The organism is Roseateles sp. L2-2 (assembly GCF_050613215.1).
Lineage (GTDB): Bacteria > Pseudomonadota > Gammaproteobacteria > Burkholderiales > Burkholderiaceae_C > Roseateles > Roseateles noduli.
The window spans coordinates 3,974,703-3,993,264 of record NZ_CP192509.1; the positions used below are offsets into that span (position 1 = coordinate 3,974,703).

Here is an 18,562-nt window from a genome sequence, read left to right on the forward strand (position 1 = left end):
CGGGCGCGGGGCAAGGCAGTCATCAATGCCCGGCCGCGAGGCCCGTGTTCCGCCGCGGATCGTTCGCCCCGTAGAACCGGTTGTTCCCCACCGGCTTGCCGTTCAGCGACGGCGCGCCGACGATGATGGCCGCGAGGTGGTTCGCCGGATGCGGCGCGCCCAGCTTGTGGCCCATGCCCTCCAGCAGCTTGCGCGTGTCCGGCGAGAACGCATACGGCTCGACGTTGGTCACGTCCGGCAGCCACTGCTGGTGGAAGCGCGGCGCGTCCACCGCCTCCTGCACGTTCATGTCGAAGTCGATCGCGTTGAGCATGGTCTGCAGCACCGCCGTGATGATGCGGCTGCCGCCCGGCGTCCCCACCACCATCACCGGCTTGCCGTCCTTGGTCACGATGGTCGGGCTCATCGACGACAGCGGCCGCTTCCCGGGCGCGATCGCATTCGCCTCGCCCTGCACCAGGCCGTACATGTTGGGCACGCCGACCTTGGAGGTGAAATCGTCCATCTCGTTGTTGAGCAGCACGCCGGTCTTCGCCGCCGTGACCTTCGCGCCGAACCAGTCGTTCAGCGTGTAGGTCACCGACACCGCGTTGCCCCACTTGTCCGCGATCGAGTAGTGCGTCGTGTTGCTGCCCTCATGCGGCGCCACGCCGGGCTTGATGTCCATGGACACACCCGCCTTCGCCGGATCGATCGCGGCGCGGATCTTCGCCGCGTAGCTCTTGTCGAGCAGCCGCTGCAGCGGGTTCTTCACGAAGTCCGGATCGCCCAGCGTGCTGTTGCGATCGACGTAGGCGTGCCGCATCGCCTCGATCTGGTAGTGCGCGCCCTGCGCCGATCCCCAGCCGAGCTGGCGCAGCGGATAGCCCTCGAGGATGTTGAGCATCTCGCAGATGATCACGCCGCCCGAGCTCGGCGGCGGCGCCGACACGACGTGGTAGCCGCGGTAGTCGCATTCCACCGGCGGCAGCTCGCGCGTCTGGTACTGGTCCAGATCGGCCTGCGTCAGGATGCCCTTGCCCGCCTGGCTGGAGTCCACCAGCGCCTTCGCCACCCAGCCCTTGTAGAAGCCGTCCGTGCCCTTGGCGCCGATCTCGCGCAAGGTCTTCGCGAGGTCCTTCTGCACCAGCCTGTCGCCGGCCTGGAAAGGCTTGCCCTTGTTGAGGAAGATCGCGCCCGAGGCGGCGTCGGCCTCGAAGTCCTTGGTGGCTGTCTGGAACATGTCGACGTCGCCCTGCTCCAGCGCGAAGCCGCGGTCCGCCAGCGCGATCGCCGGCGCGATCAGCGCGGGACGCTTCATCGTGCCGTACTTCTCCCGCGCGTACTCCATGCCCGAGACCGTGCCCGGCACGCCCACCGCGAGGTGTCCGTGCGTGCTCAGGCCCTTGACGACGTTGCCGTCCTTGTCGAGGTACATGTTGGCCGTCGCGGCCAGCGGCGCCTTCTCGCGGAAGTCGAGGAAGGTCTTGCGGCCGTCGGCCAGCTGGATGGTCATGAACCCGCCGCCGCCCAGGTTGCCCGCGGCCGGGTACACGACCGCGAGCGCGTAGCCCACCGCCACCGCGGCGTCGACGGCATTGCCGCCGTCCTTGAGCACGTCGACGCCCACGCGCGTCGCGAGGTGCTGCGCCGTCACCACCATCCCGTTCTGCGCGGCCACCGGTGCGGCGGAGGCCGCCAGCGACGGCGCCATCGGTGCGAAGGCCAGGGACGCGGTCACCGCCGCGGCGCAGGCCAGCAATCGGAAAGTCTTCATGAACCTGATTCCTCAAGAGATGCGACCGGGGCATTCGACACCCGCAGGGTGCCGCCCGCAATCCCAAGAGGCGTCAGGTCGTTACTGGAGAGGGTCTTTCAGCGCGTCGGGCACCGGCAGTGCGACGATGTCGATGCCCTCGTCCGCGAGCTCGCGCGCCTCGTCCGGCGTCGCGCGGCCGCGGATGCCGCGCTCCTCGGCTTCGCCGTAATGGATGCGGCGCGCCTCGGTGGCGAAACGGTCGCCGACATCCTCGGTCTTCGCCATCAGCGTGCGGACCGCCTGCAGCACCTGCTTCTGCAATTCGATCGCGATCGGCGGCACGCCGTCCGACGGTGTCGGGCCTGCGGGCAGCTTCGTCGATGCCTCGGTCGCGCGAGCCCTTTCAGCTTCAGCGGCTTCCGCGGCCTCGGCCGCTTCCGCCGCCTGTGCGGACTTCGCGGACCTGGCCGCGCGGGGCTCCGCGGCCGACGAGAGATTCAGCCGCGGCGCGCTCGGCATCCGTCGCACGGAGACGATGTTGCACAGCGGGCAGCTCAGGAGACCGCGCGCCTGTTGCGATTCGAAATCGGTGGAGGACGCGAACCAGCCCTCAAAGGCATGGCCGGCCTCGCAGGCCAGGTTCAGTACCAGCATGATGGACCGATGCTAGCGGCTGGCCGCCTCGTCCGCCGCCATCCAGTCCAATGGCCATGCACCGGCGCGCCAGCGCTGCAGCCATTGCAGGCCGATCAGCGTCTTGGCGTCGGTGATGCGGCCGTCGAAGGCCATGCGGTCGAGCTCGTCCTCGGCCACCGGCAGCAGGTCGAGGAATTCCTCGTCGTCCAGTTGCCGCTCGCCGGCGATCAGGCCGCGGGCGAAGAAGATCTCGATGCGTTCGTCCGAGTAGGCGATCGCGTTGTGCAGCACGCCGGCGTAGGCCCATTCGCGCGCTTGGTAGCCGGTCTCCTCGACCAGCTCGCGCATCGCGCAGCGCAGCGGGGTCTCGTCCGGATCCAGCTTGCCGGCGGGGAACTCCAGCACCACGCGGCCGACCGGGTAGCGGTACTGCCGTTCCAGCAGCACGCGGCCGTCGTCGAACAGCGGCACGATCACCGCGGCGCCGGGGTGGCGGATGTATTCGCGCGTGGCCTCACGGCCGTTGGGCAGCGCGATGCGGTCGCGCTTCACCTGAAGGAAGTTGCCCCGCAGGATCCATTCGGACGCCAGCGGGGCTTCGCGCAGATGCTCGTCAGCGTCGGCGGCCGGCGCGATGCCGATCACGCCGTCGTCTTCAGGTCGGTTCGCTTCAGGCAGCTTCTTCGTCATCGAACTCTCGCACCTTGGAGCGGGAGCGGCGCAGGTAGCGCCACACGAAACCCGGGAAGCCCAAGGTGACGAACATCGCCAGCGCGGCGGCGTAGAACTCCCAGCCCTGCGGGAAACGCTGGCCCTGCGTGGATTCCAGGCCGAAGCCCACGGCCAGCGTGATCAGCGCGAGCAGGAACAGCTCCAGCAGACGCCAGCCGCCGGCCTTGGGATCACGACGCGGCCCCACCAGCAGGATGCGGGAACTCATGTAAGGCAGATTGGCGGCGACCAGCGCCACCACCAGCACCATCCAGACTGAAACGCCTTGATCCATGGTCGGGTTCTCTCTTGCGCGTTGCCGCTGTCGGGGTCGTTCGATGGGCCGGCGATCAGTGCGCCAGCGCGCGGACGACCGCCTGCGTGCACAGCGCCAGCAGGCCGCTCGGCAACAGGCCCAGCACCAGCACCGCGGCGCCGTTCAGCGACATCACCACGCGGGCGTCCATGGGCGCCGTCACCGGGCTGTGGTCGGTCGGTTCATCGAAGAACATGACCTTCACCACGCGCAGGTAGTAGAACGCGCCGACCAGCGACAGCAGCACCGCGATCACGGCCATCCAGATGTAGAGCGACTGGCCCGTCGTGACCATCGCCTGCAGCACGGCCAGCTTGCCGTAGAAGCCCACCATCGGCGGGATGCCGGCCAGCGAGAACATGTAGATCGCCATCACGAAGGCGTACCACGGACTGCGCTTGAACAGGCCGGCCAGATCGCTGATCTGCTCGGACTCGAAGCCCTGGCGTGCCAGCAGCATGATCAGGCCGAAGCTGCCCAGCGTCGTCAGCACGTAGGTGATCGCGTAGAACATCGCCGAGCTGTAGGCGTTCAGCGCGTGCACGTCCGGCTGCTTGTTCACCACGCCCGAGGCCAGGCCCAGCACGACGAAGCCCATCTGCGAGATCGTCGAGTACGCCAGCATCCGCTTCAGGTTGCTCTGCGCGATCGCGGCCAGGTTGCCCACGACCAGCGAGGCCACGGCCATCACCAGCATCATCTGCTGCCAGTCGTTGGCCAGCGGGAGCATGCCCTCCACCAGCAGACGCAGCGTCATGCCCAGCGCGGCCAGCTTGGGCGCGCCGCCGATCAGCAGGGTCGCGGCCGTCGGCGCGCCTTGATAGACGTCCGGCACCCACATGTGGAACGGCGCGGCGCCCAGCTTGAAGCCCAGGCCGGCGACCACGAAGACCACGCCCAGCACCAGCACGCCCTGGTTGACCGTGCCGCTGGAGATGACCTCGTACACGCGCGGGATCGACAGCGAGCCGGTCGCGCCGTACATCATCGACAGGCCGTACAGCAGGAAGCCCGAGGCCAGCGCGCCCAGCACGAAGTACTTCATCGCGGCTTCGGTCGAGATCGTGTGATCGCGACGCAGCGCCGTCAGCGCGTACAGCGACAGGCTCATCAGCTCCAGACCCAGGTAGGTGGTCAGGAAGTTGTTGGCCGCCACCATCACGTTGACGCCCAGCAGCACCAGCAGGCTCAGCGTGAACAGCTCGCCCTTGAGGATGTCGCGGGACTCGGCGTACGGACGCGCGTAGACCAGCGTGACGATCAGCGCGTAGGCGCTGACGCCGCTCAGCAGGTGGCTCAGCGGGTCGATGACCAGCATGCCCTGCATCGCTTCGATGCGCGGCTCGCCCATCGCGGCGAAGTGCATCGCGCCGACCACCGCCAGGCTGAGCTGCGTCAGCAGGTAGGTCGTCGTGCGGCGCGGATCGGTGACGAACAGGTCCACCAGCGCGACCACGCAGGCCAGCACCAGCAACAGGATTTCAGGATAGACCGCAGCCCAGTTCATGTCGTTCATTGTGTCGGGCCCTTATTGGATCTTGGACACCGCGACGTGCTTGAGCAGCGCGTCGACAGATTGGTGCATCACGTCGGTGAACGGCTTCGGGTACACGCCCATGTAGAGCGTCGCGATCGCCAGCACGCCCAGCATCAGGAACTCACGGCCGTTGATGTCGGTCAGGTTGCGCACGTTGTCGTTGGTCACCGCGCCGAAGTAGACGCGCTTGATCATCCACAGCGTGTAGGCCGCGCCGAAGATCAGCGCCGTGGCCGCCAGCAGGCCGATCCAGAAGTTGTGGCCGACGGCGCCCAGGATCACCATCCACTCGCCCACAAAACCGGCCGTCGCCGGCAGGCCGCAGTTGGCCATGCCGAAGAACACCGCCAGCGCCGCGAACTTGGGCATGGTGTTGACGACGCCGCCGTAGTCGGCGATCTCACGCGAATGCACGCGGTCGTACAGGACGCCGATGCACAGGAACATCGCGCCCGACACGAAGCCGTGCGAGATCATCTGCACCAGGCCGCCGGCGACGCCCAGCTCGTTGAAGATGAAGAAGCCCAGGGTCACGAAGCCCATGTGGGCGACCGACGAGTAGGCCACCAGCTTCTTCATGTCGCGCTGGACCATGGCCACCAGGCCGATGTAGATCACCGCGATCAGCGACAGGCCGATGATGACCCAGTCGTAATGACGGGCCGCATCCGGCGCGATCGGCAGCGAGAAGCGCAGGAAGCCGTAGGCGCCCAGCTTCAGCATGATGGCCGCCAGGACCACCGAGCCGCCCGTCGGGGCTTCCACGTGGGCGTCCGGCAACCACGTGTGCACCGGCCACATCGGCACCTTCACCGCGAAGGCCGCGAAGAAGGCGAAGAAGAGCAGTGACTGCGCCGACATCGGCAGCGGCAGCTTGTGCCACAGCAGGATCTCGAAGCTGCCCGACTGGCTGTACAGGTACAGCAGCGCGATCAGCATCAGCAGCGAGCCCGCCAGCGTGTACAGGAAGAACTTGAAGGCCGCGTACACGCGACGAGGTCCGCCCCAGACGCCGATGATGATGTACATCGGGATCAGCGTGGCCTCGAAGAACACGTAGAACAGCATGCCGTCGAGCGCGCAGAACACGCCGATCATCAGGCCCGACAGGATCAGGAAGGCGCCCATGTACTGGTGCACCCGCGTGTCGATCACTTCCCAGGCCGCGATCACCACGATGATCGAAATGAAGGCCGTCAGCGGGACGAACCACATCGAGATGCCGTCCACGCCCAGGTGGTAGTGGATGTTGAAGCGCGGGATCCAGGTCGCGACTTCGACGAACTGCATCGCCGCCGTCGTGTTGTCGAAGCCGCTGATCAGCGGCAAGGTCACCAGGAAGGACAGCACGGCGCCGACCAGCGCCATCCAGCGCACCGCGCCGGCGTTGTTGTCGCGACCGAGCGCGAGCAGGAGGCCACCGCAGACGATGGGCAGCCAGATGGAGAGACTTAGCAACATTCTTATTCTCCGCCCGCGTCAGAGGCCGAACAGGGCCTTGAATTGGGGCCCCATGTAAGGCCACAGCTGCCAGGTCATCAGACCCACGACACCCAGGATCATCACCAGCGCGTACCAGTACAGGTGGCCGGTCTGGACCAGCCGCACCAGGCCGGCGAATCCGCCCACCGTGCGCGCCGAGCCGTTGATCAGCACGCCGTCGATGACGGCCTGATCGCCGGCCTTCCACAGGCCGGATCCGAGCGCGCGCGCGCCGCGGGCCAGCACGTTCTCGTTGAACCAGTCCATGTAGTACTTGTTCTCAAGGATCGTCACGATCGGGCGGAAGGTGCGCGCGATCGCGGCCGGGATGGCCGGGCTGATCATGTAGAACCAGTAGGCCACGGCCACGCCGGCCACCGCCAGCCACAAGGGCAGCGTCTGCAGGCTGTGCACCGCCATCGCGACGGCGCCGTGGAACTCCTCGCCCAGCTCGCTCATCGCGTGATGGACCACGTGGTTCACGAAGATCGAGTCCTTGAAGAAGTCGCCGTGCAGCATCGGCTTGATCGTGAAGAAACCGATCAGCACCGACGGGATCGCCAGCAGCACCAGCGGCACCGTCACCACCCACTTCGACTCATGCGGCGTGTGGTCGTGACCGTCGCCGTGGTGATCGTCGTCGTGATGGTCGTGCTCGCCCGGGAACGGCTTGTGGTGGAAGTGCTCCTTGCCGTGGAAGACCAGGAAATACATCCGGAAGCTGTAGAACGCCGTCACGAAGACGCCGGCCACCACCGCGAAGTACGCGAAGCTCGCGCCCGGCAGGTGCGAGGCGTGCACGGCTTCGATGATCGAGTCCTTCGAGTAGAAGCCCGAGAAGAACGGCGTGCCGATCAGCGCCAGCGAGCCCAGCAGCGAGGTGATCCAGGTCACCTTCATGTACTTGCGCAGGCCGCCCATGTTGCGGATGTCCTGGTCATGGTGCATGCCGATGATCACGGAGCCCGCGCCCAGGAACAGCAGCGCCTTGAAGAACGCGTGCGTCATCAGGTGGAACACCGCGACCGAGTAGGCCGAGGCGCCCAGCGCCACCGTCATGTAGCCCAGCTGCGAGAGCGTGGAGTACGCGACGACGCGCTTGATGTCGTTCTGGATGATGCCCAGGAAGCCCATGAACAGCGCCGTGATCGAGCCGATGACCAGCACGAAGTTCAGCGCGGTGTCGGACAACTCGAACAGCGGGCTGAAGCGCGACACCATGAAGATGCCGGCCGTCACCATGGTCGCCGCGTGGATCAGCGCCGAGATCGGGGTCGGGCCTTCCATCGAGTCCGGCAGCCAGACGTGCAGCGGGAACTGCGCCGACTTGCCCATCGCGCCGATGAACAGGCAGATGCAGGCCACGCTCAGCATCATCCACGGCTCGGCGCCGAAGGGGTTGGCGAAGACTATCTTTGACAGTTCCGCCGACTTGGCGAAGGTCTCGGTGTAGTTCAGCGAGCCGCCGTAGGCGACCAGCAGGCCGATGCCCAGGATGAAGCCGAAGTCGCCGACCCGGTTCACCAGGAAGGCCTTCATGTTGGCGAAGATCGCCGTCGGCTTGGTGTACCAGAAGCCGATCAGCAGGTAGGACACCAGGCCCACCGCTTCCCAGCCGAAGAACAGCTGCAGCATGTTGTTGGACATCACCAGCATCAGCATGCTGAAGGTGAACAACGAGATGTAGCTGAAGAAGCGCTGGTAGCCGGGGTCTTCCTCCATGTAGCCGATGGTGTAGATGTGCACCATCAGCGAGACGAAGGTCACCACGCACATCATCATCGCGGACAGGCCGTCGATCATGAAGCCGACTTCCATCTTCAGGCCGCCCAGCACCATCCACTCGTAGACGGTCTGGTTGAAGCGCGCGCCGTCGAGCACGGCGTTGAGCGTCATCACCGAGATGATCAGCGCCACCAGCACGCCGAGGATGGTCACCGTGTGGGCGCCGCGGCGGCCCACCTGCTTGCCGAACAGGCCCGCCACGATGGCGCCGGCCAGCGGCGCCAGGGGCACCGCCAGCAGCATGTTCTGAGAGAGTGTTGCAGACATTGTTTTTCTCGCTTCCCTCGTCAGCCCTTGAGGGCGTCCAGCTCTTCCACGTCGATGCTGCTGCGGTTGCGGAACAGCACGACCAGGATGGCCAGGCCGATCGCCGACTCGGCGGCCGCCACGGTGAGGATGAAGAACACGAACACCTGGCCGGCCATGTCGCCAAGGTAGTGCGAGAAGGCCACGAAGTTCATGTTGACCGCCAGCAGCATCAGCTCGATGGCCATCAGCAGCACGATCAGGTTCTTGCGGTTCAGGAAGATGCCGATCACCGACAGCGCGAACAGGAACGCGCCCAGGATCAGGAAGTGGTTCAGGCTCAGCGCACCCATCACGCGGCTCCTTCGTTCTTGTCAGCCGCCGGCAGCGACGGCGCTTCGACGGTCGCGGCGACCTTGACGATCTTCAGGCGGTCGGCCTTCTTCACGCGCACCTGCTGCGACGGATCCTGGTGGCGCGAGTCCTTGCGGCCGCGCAGCGTCAGCGCGATCGCCGCGATGATCCCCACCAGCAGCAGCACCGCGGCGATCTGCACCGGGAACAGGTAGTTGGTGTAGATCTCGATGCCCAGCAGCTTGGTGTTGCCCAGCTGCGCCATGTTGGGGATCTCCGGGGCGTTCTCGACGCCGCGGAAGCCGCCCATCAGCACGGCCGCGATCTCCAGCGCGATGACCGCGCCGACGAGGCTGGCCACCGGCAGGTGCTTCCAGATGCTCTCGCGCACGGCGGTGGACTCGAAGTCCAGCATCATGACGACGAACAGGAACAGCACCATCACGGCGCCGATGTAGACCAGCACCAGGGTGATGGCCAGGAACTCGGCCTTCAGCAGCATCCACAGACAGGAGGCGCTGAAGAAGGACAGGATCAGGAACAGGGCCGAGTGCACGGTGCTCTTGGCCGTGATGACACGGATCGCGGAGCCCAGCAGCACGGCCGAGAAAACGTAGAAGAGCGCGGTAGTGATATCCATGCGATGTCCTGCAAGCAGGCCGCCGGTCGCAGTCCTCTCCCCTCCCCTGGCGGCGAGGTGGAGACGACCGCGCGACCGGTCAGCGGTACTTGGCGTCGGCCTCCTTGCTGGCTGCGATCTGCGGCTCGTACCGGTCCCCCACCGCCAGGAGCATCTCCTTGGTGAAGTACAGGTCGCCGCGCTTTTCGCCGTGGTATTCGAAGATGTCGGTCTCGACGATGGAGTCGACCGGGCAGCTCTCTTCGCAGAAGCCGCAGAAGATGCACTTGGTCAGGTCGATGTCGTAGCGCGTCGTGCGGCGCGAGCCGTCCGCGCGCACGTCGGATTCGATCGTGATCGCCATGGCGGGGCACACGGCCTCGCACAGCTTGCAGGCGATGCAGCGTTCTTCACCGTTCTCGTAGCGGCGCAGCGCGTGCAGACCGCGGAAGCGAGGAGACAGCGGGGTCTTCTCTTCCGGGAACTGCACCGTGATGTTCTTCGAGAGGAAATGCCGGCCGGTGAGGGCCATGCCCTTCAGCAGCTCGGTGAGCATGAAGCTCTTGACTAGGTCCTTGATCACAGCGGGTACCTCGGCTTACTTCCAGATATTGAACGGCGACTGGATCCACAGACCCACGACCACCAGCCAGATCAGCGTGATGGGGATGAAGATCTTCCAGCCCAGACGCATGATCTGGTCATAGCGATAGCGCGGGAACGTGGCACGCACCCACAGGAAGCAGGTCACGACGAAGAAGGTCTTCAGGAACAGCCAGACCCAGTTCCACAGACCCATGGTCTGCTGGATGAAGGCCGGGGTCTCCATGCCGAACAGGCTCCAGGACACCGGGGCCGACCAGCCGCCCAGGAACATCAGCACCGCCAGCGCCGACACCAGGATCATGTTGGCGTACTCGGCCAGGAAGAACATCGCGAACGACATGCCCGAGTACTCGATCATGTGACCGGCCACGATTTCCGATTCGCCTTCGACGACGTCGAAGGGGTGGCGGTTCGTCTCGGCCAGGCCGGAGATGAAGTACACGATGAAGATCGGCAGCAGCGGCAGCCAGTTCCAGGACAGGATGTTCACGCCGTGCGACGCGAACCAGCCCTGCTCCTGGCTCATCACGATGGCGCTGACGTTCATCGAGCCCGTCACCATCAGCACGACCACCAGGCAGAAGCCCATCGCGATCTCGTACGAGACCATCTGCGCGGAGGCGCGCAGCGCGCCCAGGAAGGCGTACTTCGAGTTCGAGGCCCAGCCCGCGATGATCACGCCGTAGACCTCCAGCGAGGTGATGGCCATCAGGAACAGCAGGCCGGCGTTGACGTCGGCGATCGCGACGCCCGGGCCGAAGGGCACCACCGCCCAGGCCGCCAGCGCCGGCATGATCGTCATGATCGGGCCGAGGAAGAACAGGTTCTTGTTGGCCGCGCTCGGGATGATGATCTCCTTGAAGATCAGCTTCACCGCATCGGCGATCGGGGTCAGCAGGCCCATCGGACCGACACGGTTCGGACCCGGACGGATCTGCGACCAGCCGATGGCCTTGCGTTCCCACAGCGTCAGGTAGGCGACGCAGCCCAGCAGCGGCAGCAGCACGGCGATGATCTTGAGCACGCTCCAGACCACCGGCCAGACCACACCTCCCAGCAGCGAGGCGCCGGCGTTATAGAAGTTTTCCATCGTCGTCTCGTCCTCAGGCCTTGGTCACGGCGATCGCGCCGGTGAACGCGCCCAGTGCGGCGGTCTCGGGGATGCCGGCGGGGATGCGCACCACGGTCGCGGGCAGCGATGCGTCCAGCTGCGCGGCCAGCACGGCCTCGCCGCCGTCCTGCGACACGCGCACCTGCGCACCCTTCTCGGTCAGGCCGAGCTCGGTCCACAGCGCCTGCGGCAGCGAAGCGATCGCCGCGTCGCGGCCGTCGCGGGTCAGCTGCAGCGAGGTGGCGCGACGCACCAGCGCGTCGGTCGCGTAGATCGGCACCGTCGTCAGGCGTTCCAGGCCTTGCGCCGGCGCTGCCACGGCAGCGGACTGCGCCGACACCGTGTTGCCCAGGCGGTTCGCCAGGTCCAGCGACGAGCCCAGCGCCGCGGTGCGGACCTGCTCGGAGCTGTCGAAGTCGAAGCCCTGCAGGCTCAGCAGGTTGCCCAGCACTCGCAGGATCTTCCAGCCCGGACGGGTCTCGCCGCGGGCCTTGGCCACGCCGACGAAGCTCTGCAGGCGGCCTTCCGCGTTGACGAAGCTGCCCGAGGTCTCGGTGAATGGGGCCGTCGGCAGCAGCACGTCGGCGAACTCGACCACCGGGCCGGTCTTGAACGGCGTCAGCACGACGACCATCTCGGCCGCGTTGATCGCCTTCTTCGCGGCGGCGGCGTTCGCGCCGTCCAGCACCGGGTCGGTGTTGAGCAGCAGCAGCGCCTTGGCCGGCTGGTCGTTCAGCAGCTGGGCCGCCGTACGGCCGCCCTGCCCCGGACGCGCGTTGACGAGCTGCGCGCCGACGCTGTTCGCGGCGGCCGACAGCACGCCGACGGTGGCGCCGGTCTGCTCGCCGATCCAGTTCGCCAGCGACAGCAGCGTCGCAGCCTGCGGGTGCTGGATCGCGGCGTTGCCGATCAGCACGGCCTTGCGCTCGCCCGACAGCAGCGTGTCGGCGATCGCCTTGGCGGCGTCGGTGGCGTTGCCTTGCACCGGCGCGCTGACGCCCTTCGTCGCGCCGATGGCGGCGGCGACGTTGGCCAGTTCAGCGACCCAGGCCGACGGGGCGGCGGTGATCGCGGCGGCGACCGGCATCTTCCAGTCTTCGACCGAGCCGGCCAGCGACACGACCTGCGCGCCGCGGCGGGCGGCCTGGCGCAGGCGTTGCGCGAACAGCGGGTGGTCCTTGCGCAGCGACGAGCCGACGACGAAGGCGCGGTCCAGCTGCGACAGCGAGGCGATCGAGGTGCCCAGCCACAGCGCCTTGCCGTCCGCGGCGCGCAGCGCCGGGTCGACGACGCGCAGCTGCGTGTCGATGTTCTCGCTGCCCAGGCCGCGCACCAGTTGCGCCAGCAGGTGCAGTTCCTCGACGGTGCTGTGCTCCGAGCCCAGCGCGGCGATGGACGCGCCGCCCTTCTCCGTCTTGACCTGCTTCAGGCCGTTGGCGACGTATTCGAGCGCGGTGGTCCAGTCGACGGACTTCCACTCGCCGCCCTGCTTCAGCATCGGCGTGGTCAGGCGTTCGTCGCCGTTCAGCGCTTCGTAGGAGAAGCGGTCGCGGTCGGCGATCCAGCACTCGTTGACGGCTTCGTTCTCCAGCGGGACGACGCGCATCACTTCGTTGTTCTTGACCTGGACGATCAGGTTCGCGCCGGTCGAGTCATGCGGGCTGACGCTCTTGCGACGCGACAGTTCCCAGGTGCGGGCGCTGTAGCGGAAGGGCTTGCTGGTCAGCGCGCCCACCGGGCAGATGTCGATCATGTTGCCCGACAGCTCCGAGTCCACGGTGCGGCCGACGAAGGTCTGGATCTCGCTGTGCTCGCCGCGGTGCGCCATGCCCAGCTCCATCACGCCGGAGATCTCCTGGCCGAAGCGGACGCAGCGGGTGCAGTGGATGCAGCGGCTCATCTCTTCCATCGAGATCAGCGGGCCGACGTTCTTGTGGAACACCACGCGCTTCTCTTCCGAGTAGCGCGAGGCGCTGGCGCCGTAACCGACGGCCAGGTCCTGCAGCTGGCATTCGCCGCCCTGGTCGCAGATGGGGCAGTCCAGCGGGTGATTGATCAGCAGGAACTCCATCACGCCCTGCTGGGCCTTGATGGCTTTCTCGCTCTTGGTGCGCACGATCATGCCCTGCGTCACCGGCGTGGCGCAGGCGGGCAGCGGCTTGGGCGCCTTCTCCACGTCCACCAGGCACATGCGGCAGTTGGCCGCGATGCTCAGCTTCTTGTGATAGCAGAAGTGCGGGATGTATGCGCCGGCCTTCTCGGCGGCATGCATCACCATGCTGCCTTCGGGCACTTCGACCTTCTGGCCGTCGAGTTCGATTTCAACCATAGTTCTTCTCAGCGGCTCCGATCAGGCGTGCGCCGGCGACTTCGCCGTGGCGGACGGGGACGACGCGGCGGGCGCCTTGTTCTGCTGGGCCTGTTCGATCATCGCGATGAACTCGCCCTTGAAGTGCTTGAGCATCGCGCGCACCGGCATCGCCGCGGCGTCGCCCAGCGCGCAGATGGTGCGGCCCTGGATGTTGTCGGCCACGGAGTTCAGCAGGTCGATGTCCTCGACGCGGCCCTTGCCGTGGGCGATGCGCTCGATCACGCGGTGCATCCAGCCCGTGCCTTCGCGGCAGGGCGTGCACTGGCCGCAGGACTCGTGCGCGTAGAAGTAGGACAGGCGCAGCAGGCTGGTGACCATGCAGCGGGTCTCGTCCATCACGATGACCGCGCCCGAGCCCAGCATGGAGCCGTTCTTGGCGATGGAGTCATAGTCCATCGTGCACTGCATCATGACGTCGGCCGGCAGCACCGGGGCGGACGAACCGCCGGGGATGACCGCCTTGAGCTTGCGGCCGCCGCGCACGCCGCCGGCGAGCTCCAGCAGCTTCTCGAACGAGGTGCCCAGGGGGATCTCGTAGTTGCCCGGACGCTCGACGTCGCCGGAGATCGAGAAGATCTTGGTGCCGCCGTTGTTGGGCTTGCCGACTTCGAGGTAGGCCTGGCCGCCGTTGCGGATGATCCAGGGCACCGCCGCGAAGGTCTCGGTGTTGTTGATGGTGGTCGGCTTGCCGTACAGGCCGAACGAGGCCGGGAACGGCGGCTTGAAGCGGGGCTGGCCCTTCTTGCCTTCGAGCGATTCCAGCAGCGCGGTTTCCTCGCCGCAGATGTAGGCGCCGAAGCCGTGGTGGCCGTGCAGCTGGAAGCTGAAGTTGCTGCCCAGGATGTTGTCGCCCAGGTAGCCGGCCGCGCGGGCCTCTTCCAGCGCGGCTTCGAAGCGTTCGTACACCTCGAAGATCTCGCCGTGGATGTAGTTGTAGCCGACCTTGATGCCCATCGCGAACGCCGCGATCGCCATGCCTTCGATGACGATGTGCGGGTTGAACATCAGGATGTCGCGGTCCTTGCAGGTCCCGGGCTCACCCTCGTCGCTGTTGCAGACCAGGTACTTCGCACCCGGGAACTGGCGCGGCATGAAGCTCCACTTCAGGCCGGTCGGGAAGCCCGCGCCGCCGCGGCCGCGCAGGCCGGAGGCCTTCACTTCGGCGATGACCTGGTCGGAGGTCATGCCCTGACCCTCGCCCTGGGCGAGGATCTTGCGCAGGGCCTGGTAGCCGCCGCGCGCTTCGTAGTCCTTCAGCGACCAGTTCTTGCCATCGAGGCCCGCGTAGATCTGCGGGGTGATGTTGCGGTCGTGGAAGCAGGTTTCCTTGCCGGTGGCCTGCCACTTCGAGAGGTCGATGTTCGCGATGTTGGTCATCGTCCAGGTCCCTCAGTTCTTGTTGGCGGCGTGGTGGGCTCTCAGAGCCTCCACCAGCTCGTCCAGACGCTCGGTGCTCATGAAGCTGAGCATCTGGCGGTCGTTGACCAGCATCACCGGCGAGTCGGCGCAAGCACCCAGGCACTCGCTCTGCTGCACGGTGAAGACGCCGTCGGCGGTCGTGCCGCCGGCCTCGACGCCCAGCTTCGAGCACAGGTGGTCCAGCGCCTTCTGGCCGTCGCGCAGCTGGCACGGCAGGTTGGTGCAGACGTTCAGCTTGAACAGGCCCAGCTTGCGCTGGTTGTACATGTTGTAGAAGGTCGTGACCTCGTAGACGGCGATCGCCGGCATGCCGAGGTACTGCGCGATCGCGTCTTCCGCCTCGCGGGACACGAAGCCCTGCTCCTGCTGGACGATGGACAGGCAGGCCATCACGGCCGACTGCGCCTGCTCGGCCGGGTACTTCGCGACTTCGCGCGCGAAGCGGGCCGCGGTGGCCTCGCTCAACACGAACCCGGTGCTCACAATTTCAGTGCTGCTCATGCGGTCACCACTCAACGGTCAATTTCACCGAACACGATGTCCATCGTGCCGATCACGGCCACCGCGTCGGCAATCATGTGTCCGCGGGCCATCTCGTCCAGCGCCGCCAGGTGCGAATAACCCGGCGCGCGGATCTTCAGCCGGTACGGCTTGTTGGCGCCGTCGCTGATCAGGTAGATGCCGAACTCGCCCTTCGGGTGCTCGACCGACGCGTAGGCCTCGCCCTCGGGGACGCGGAAGCCTTCGGTGAACAGCTTGAAGTGGTGGATCAGCTCTTCCATGCTGGTCTTCATCGCCACGCGGCTCGGGGGAGCGACCTTGTGGTTGTCGGTGATGACCGGACCCGGGTTGGCCTTCAGCCACTTCACGCACTGCTGCACGATGCGGTTGGACTGGCGCATCTCCTCGACGCGCACGCAGTAGCGGTCGTAGGTGTCGCCGTTGGTGCCGACCGGAATGTCGAAGTCCATCTTGCCGTAGACGTCGTAGGGCTGCGTCTTGCGCGTGTCCCAGGCGATGCCGGAGCCGCGCAGCATCGGGCCGGTCAGGCCCAGGTTGAGCGCGCGCTCGGGCGTCACGACGCCGATGCCGACCGTGCGCTGCTTCCAGATGCGGTTGTCGGTCAGCAGCGTCTCGTAGTCGTCGACGTTGGCCGGGAAGCGGTTGCAGAAGTCCTCGATGAAGTCCAGCAGCGAGCCCTGACGGTTCTCGTTGAGCTTGTCGATGGCCTTCTGGTTCTTGATCTTGCTGACCTTGTACTGCGGCATCGCGTCCGGCAGGTCGCGGTACACGCCGCCCGGACGGAAGTAGGCCGCGTGCATGCGCGCGCCCGAGACCGCCTCGTACATGTCGAAGATGTCCTCACGCTCGCGGAAGCAGTAGATGAGGATGTTCATCGCGCCGCAGTCGATGCCGTGCGCGCCCAGCCAGAGCAGGTGGTTCAGGATGCGGGTCAGCTCGCCGAACATCACGCGGATGTACTGCGCGCGCTCCGGCACTTCCAGGCCGAGCATCTTCTCGATGGCCAGGCAGTACGCGTGCTCGTTGGACATCATCGACACGTAGTCGAGGCGGTCCATGTAGGGCAGCGACTGGATGAAGGTCTTGCTCTCGGCCAGCTTCTCGGTGGCGCGGTGCAGCAGGCCGATGTGCGGGTCGGCGCGCTGGATGACTTCCCCGTCCAGCTCCAGCACCAGGCGCAGCACGCCGTGCGCGGCCGGATGCTGCGGACCGAAGTTCAGGGTGTAGTTCTTGATTTCGGCTGGCATGCTCACAGGCCCCCGTAGTTGTCTTCGCGGATCACGCGCGGCGTGATCTCACGCGGCTCGATGGTCACCGGCTGGTAGATCACGCGCTTCTGCTCGGGGTCGTAGCGCATCTCGACATGGCCCGTCACCGGGAAGTCCTTGCGCATCGGGTGGCCGATGAAACCGTAGTCGGTCAGGATGCGACGAAGGTCTTCATGGCCTTCGAAGATGATCCCGTACAGGTCGAACGCCTCGCGCTCGAACCAGTTGGCGGCGTTCCAGATCGGCGTCACGGCGGCGACCGACGGGAAGTCGTCTTCCGGCGCGAAGACCTTCAGGCGCAGGCGCCAGTTCTTGTTGATCGACAGCAGGTGGGTGACGACGGCGAAACGCGCGCCTTCGTAGGCGCCGTCCTTGTAGGCGGAGTAGTCCACGCCGCACAGGTCGATCAGCTGCTCGAAGCGCAGCTCCGAGTGGTCGCGCAGCAGCTTGGCGACGTTGAAGTAGTCCTTGGCCGCGACGGTGATCGTGATTTCGCCCAGCTCGCGCTTGAACGCGACGATCTGGTCGCCCAGCACGCTGTGCAGGGCCGCCTGCAGGGTGTCGAGTTTGAGGGTCATGAGGTCAACCTGCTTCTGCTCAGCGAGCGATGGTGTTCTCGCGGCGGATCTTGGCCTGCAGCTGCAGGATGCCGTAGAGCAGCGCCTCGGCGGTCGGCGGACAGCCCGGGACATAGACGTCGACCGGGACGATGCGGTCGCAGCCGCGGACCACCGAATAGCTGTAGTGGTAGTAGCCGCCGCCGTTGGCGCAGCTGCCCATGGACAGCACCCAGCGCGGCTCGGCCATCTGGTCGTAGACCTTGCGCAGCGCCGGCGCCATCTTGTTGCACAGCGTGCCGGCCACGATCATCAGGTCGGACTGGCGCGGGCTGGGACGGAACAGCATGCCGAAACGGTCGATGTCGTAGCGGGCGGCGCCCGCGTGCATCATCTCGACCGCGCAGCAGGCGAGACCGAAGGTCATCGGCCACAACGAACCGGTCTTGGACCAGTTCACCAGCTTGTCCAGCTGGGTGGTCATGAAGCCTTCCTTCAATACGCCTTCGTTACCCATATCGAATTCCCATCTTTCGAGATCAGCGGAGAAGGCACGTCGGACCATGGTCGCTGCGCGAAAACCACGCTAACGCCACGTTGACGCGTTGCCCTTCCCTAACGGACACGCGCCCTGAACGGGCGCCGTGTCCTGATGCATTCACGGATCCGACGCGTCATCGCGGATCCGCCGTCGGTCGTCACTCCCAGTCGAGCGCGCCCTTCTTCCATTCGTAGGCGAAGCCCACGACCAGGATGCCCAGGAAGATCATCATCGCCCAGAAGCCCGTCGGACCGATCTCGCGCAGCGAGACCGCCCACGGGAACAGGAAGGCGATTTCCAGATCGAAGAGGATGAAGAGGATGGCGACGAGGTAGTAGCGCACGTCGAATTTCATGCGCGCGTCCTCGAAGGCCTCGAAGCCGCATTCGTAGGGGCTGTTCTTTGCCGCGTCAGGGCGACGCGGGCCCGCCAGGAAGCCCAGCACTTGCGGAGCGATACCCACTCCGCAACCGACCAGGATGAAAAGGATGACGGGCAGGTATTGTTCCAGGCTCACGACTTGCTCTCGTTGTATGGCCGGGATTAGATACTGCCGACCTTGGGCGGCAACACCATTTCCCGGCGTGTCACCGAAGATTGGCGGGCCAGGGCCGACCAACGATTCGGCAAAAGCAACGGGCGCGCCGCCAGCGATTATCCAATCGCTCACGGACCGCGCCCGCCTTGTCCTCTGGAAATTCGCACACCTGTTGTGCGCTGGAATTTCCCGAGTCCTCAACCTG

The 18,562-nt window shown here is 66.2% G+C and carries 18 protein-coding genes; all 18 read right to left on the reverse strand.

Going from position 1 to position 18,562, the window contains the following annotated elements; translation table 11 throughout:
- Positions 1-22 precede the first annotated feature (22 nt).
- On the reverse strand, positions 23-1,693 hold the full coding sequence (gene ggt, locus ACQZ13_RS17785; RefSeq protein WP_431053273.1) for a gamma-glutamyltransferase: 1,671 nt from the start codon (positions 1,691-1,693) through the stop codon (positions 23-25).
- A gap of 144 nt (positions 1,694-1,837) precedes the next feature.
- Entirely contained in the window at positions 1,838-2,392 is a 555-nt protein-coding gene (locus tag ACQZ13_RS17790; protein ID WP_431046723.1) for a DUF1178 family protein, read from the reverse strand.
- A 12-nt stretch (positions 2,393-2,404) separates the two neighbouring features.
- Positions 2,405-3,064: an NUDIX domain-containing protein gene (locus ACQZ13_RS17795; RefSeq protein WP_431046725.1), complete on the reverse strand. Its 660-nt coding sequence runs from the start codon at positions 3,062-3,064 to the stop codon at positions 2,405-2,407.
- A complete protein-coding gene (locus ACQZ13_RS17800) occupies positions 3,045-3,380 on the reverse strand; it encodes a DUF2818 family protein (RefSeq protein WP_431046727.1) in 336 nt (111 codons plus the stop codon). Before ACQZ13_RS17800 ends, ACQZ13_RS17795 begins: the two co-directional genes overlap by 20 nt.
- A gap of 55 nt (positions 3,381-3,435) precedes the next feature.
- On the reverse strand, positions 3,436-4,917 hold the full coding sequence (nuoN, locus tag ACQZ13_RS17805; RefSeq protein ID WP_431046729.1) for an NADH-quinone oxidoreductase subunit NuoN: 1,482 nt from the start codon (positions 4,915-4,917) through the stop codon (positions 3,436-3,438).
- Positions 4,918-4,929: 12 nt separating this feature from the next.
- On the reverse strand, positions 4,930-6,399 hold the full coding sequence (locus ACQZ13_RS17810) for an NADH-quinone oxidoreductase subunit M (RefSeq protein ID WP_431046731.1): 1,470 nt from the start codon (positions 6,397-6,399) through the stop codon (positions 4,930-4,932).
- Positions 6,400-6,417: 18 nt separating this feature from the next.
- A complete protein-coding gene (gene nuoL / locus ACQZ13_RS17815; RefSeq protein WP_431046733.1) occupies positions 6,418-8,472 on the reverse strand; it encodes an NADH-quinone oxidoreductase subunit L in 2,055 nt (684 codons plus the stop codon).
- Positions 8,473-8,492: 20 nt separating this feature from the next.
- Positions 8,493-8,804 carry an NADH-quinone oxidoreductase subunit NuoK gene (gene nuoK, locus ACQZ13_RS17820; RefSeq protein WP_067273420.1) on the reverse strand — a complete coding sequence of 104 codons (312 nt, stop codon included), beginning with the start codon at positions 8,802-8,804 and terminating at the stop codon, positions 8,493-8,495.
- The gene (locus ACQZ13_RS17825) at positions 8,804-9,445 is read right to left on the reverse strand and encodes an NADH-quinone oxidoreductase subunit J (RefSeq protein WP_421037152.1); all 642 of its coding nucleotides are present in this window, start codon (positions 9,443-9,445) and stop codon (positions 8,804-8,806) included. The genes nuoK and ACQZ13_RS17825 overlap by 1 nt, the downstream gene beginning before the upstream one ends.
- A gap of 79 nt (positions 9,446-9,524) precedes the next feature.
- Positions 9,525-10,007 carry an NADH-quinone oxidoreductase subunit NuoI gene (gene nuoI / locus ACQZ13_RS17830; protein WP_088407447.1) on the reverse strand — a complete coding sequence of 161 codons (483 nt, stop codon included), beginning with the start codon at positions 10,005-10,007 and terminating at the stop codon, positions 9,525-9,527.
- A gap of 15 nt (positions 10,008-10,022) precedes the next feature.
- Complete coding sequence (gene nuoH, locus ACQZ13_RS17835) at positions 10,023-11,120, reverse strand: NADH-quinone oxidoreductase subunit NuoH (protein ID WP_088407448.1); 1,098 nt, start codon at positions 11,118-11,120, stop codon at positions 10,023-10,025.
- Between the two features lie 13 nt (positions 11,121-11,133).
- The gene (gene nuoG, locus ACQZ13_RS17840; RefSeq protein ID WP_431046737.1) at positions 11,134-13,470 is read right to left on the reverse strand and encodes an NADH-quinone oxidoreductase subunit NuoG; all 2,337 of its coding nucleotides are present in this window, start codon (positions 13,468-13,470) and stop codon (positions 11,134-11,136) included.
- A gap of 21 nt (positions 13,471-13,491) precedes the next feature.
- Complete coding sequence (gene nuoF, locus ACQZ13_RS17845) at positions 13,492-14,889, reverse strand: NADH-quinone oxidoreductase subunit NuoF (protein ID WP_431046739.1); 1,398 nt, start codon at positions 14,887-14,889, stop codon at positions 13,492-13,494.
- Positions 14,890-14,901: 12 nt separating this feature from the next.
- Positions 14,902-15,432 (reverse strand): NAD(P)H-dependent oxidoreductase subunit E, encoded by a 531-nt coding sequence (nuoE, locus tag ACQZ13_RS17850; protein WP_331617461.1) that lies wholly within the window; start codon positions 15,430-15,432, stop codon positions 14,902-14,904.
- An 11-nt stretch (positions 15,433-15,443) separates the two neighbouring features.
- Positions 15,444-16,700 (reverse strand): NADH-quinone oxidoreductase subunit D, encoded by a 1,257-nt coding sequence (locus ACQZ13_RS17855; protein ID WP_431046741.1) that lies wholly within the window; start codon positions 16,698-16,700, stop codon positions 15,444-15,446.
- 2 nt (positions 16,701-16,702) lie between these two features.
- Entirely contained in the window at positions 16,703-17,299 is a 597-nt protein-coding gene (locus tag ACQZ13_RS17860) for an NADH-quinone oxidoreductase subunit C (RefSeq protein ID WP_421037158.1), read from the reverse strand.
- 19 nt (positions 17,300-17,318) lie between these two features.
- Positions 17,319-17,795, reverse strand: coding sequence for a NuoB/complex I 20 kDa subunit family protein (locus ACQZ13_RS17865; protein WP_067067101.1), 477 nt, complete (start codon positions 17,793-17,795; stop codon positions 17,319-17,321).
- Positions 17,796-17,976: 181 nt separating this feature from the next.
- On the reverse strand, positions 17,977-18,336 hold the full coding sequence (locus ACQZ13_RS17870) for an NADH-quinone oxidoreductase subunit A (protein WP_088407453.1): 360 nt from the start codon (positions 18,334-18,336) through the stop codon (positions 17,977-17,979).
- Positions 18,337-18,562 lie beyond the last annotated feature (226 nt).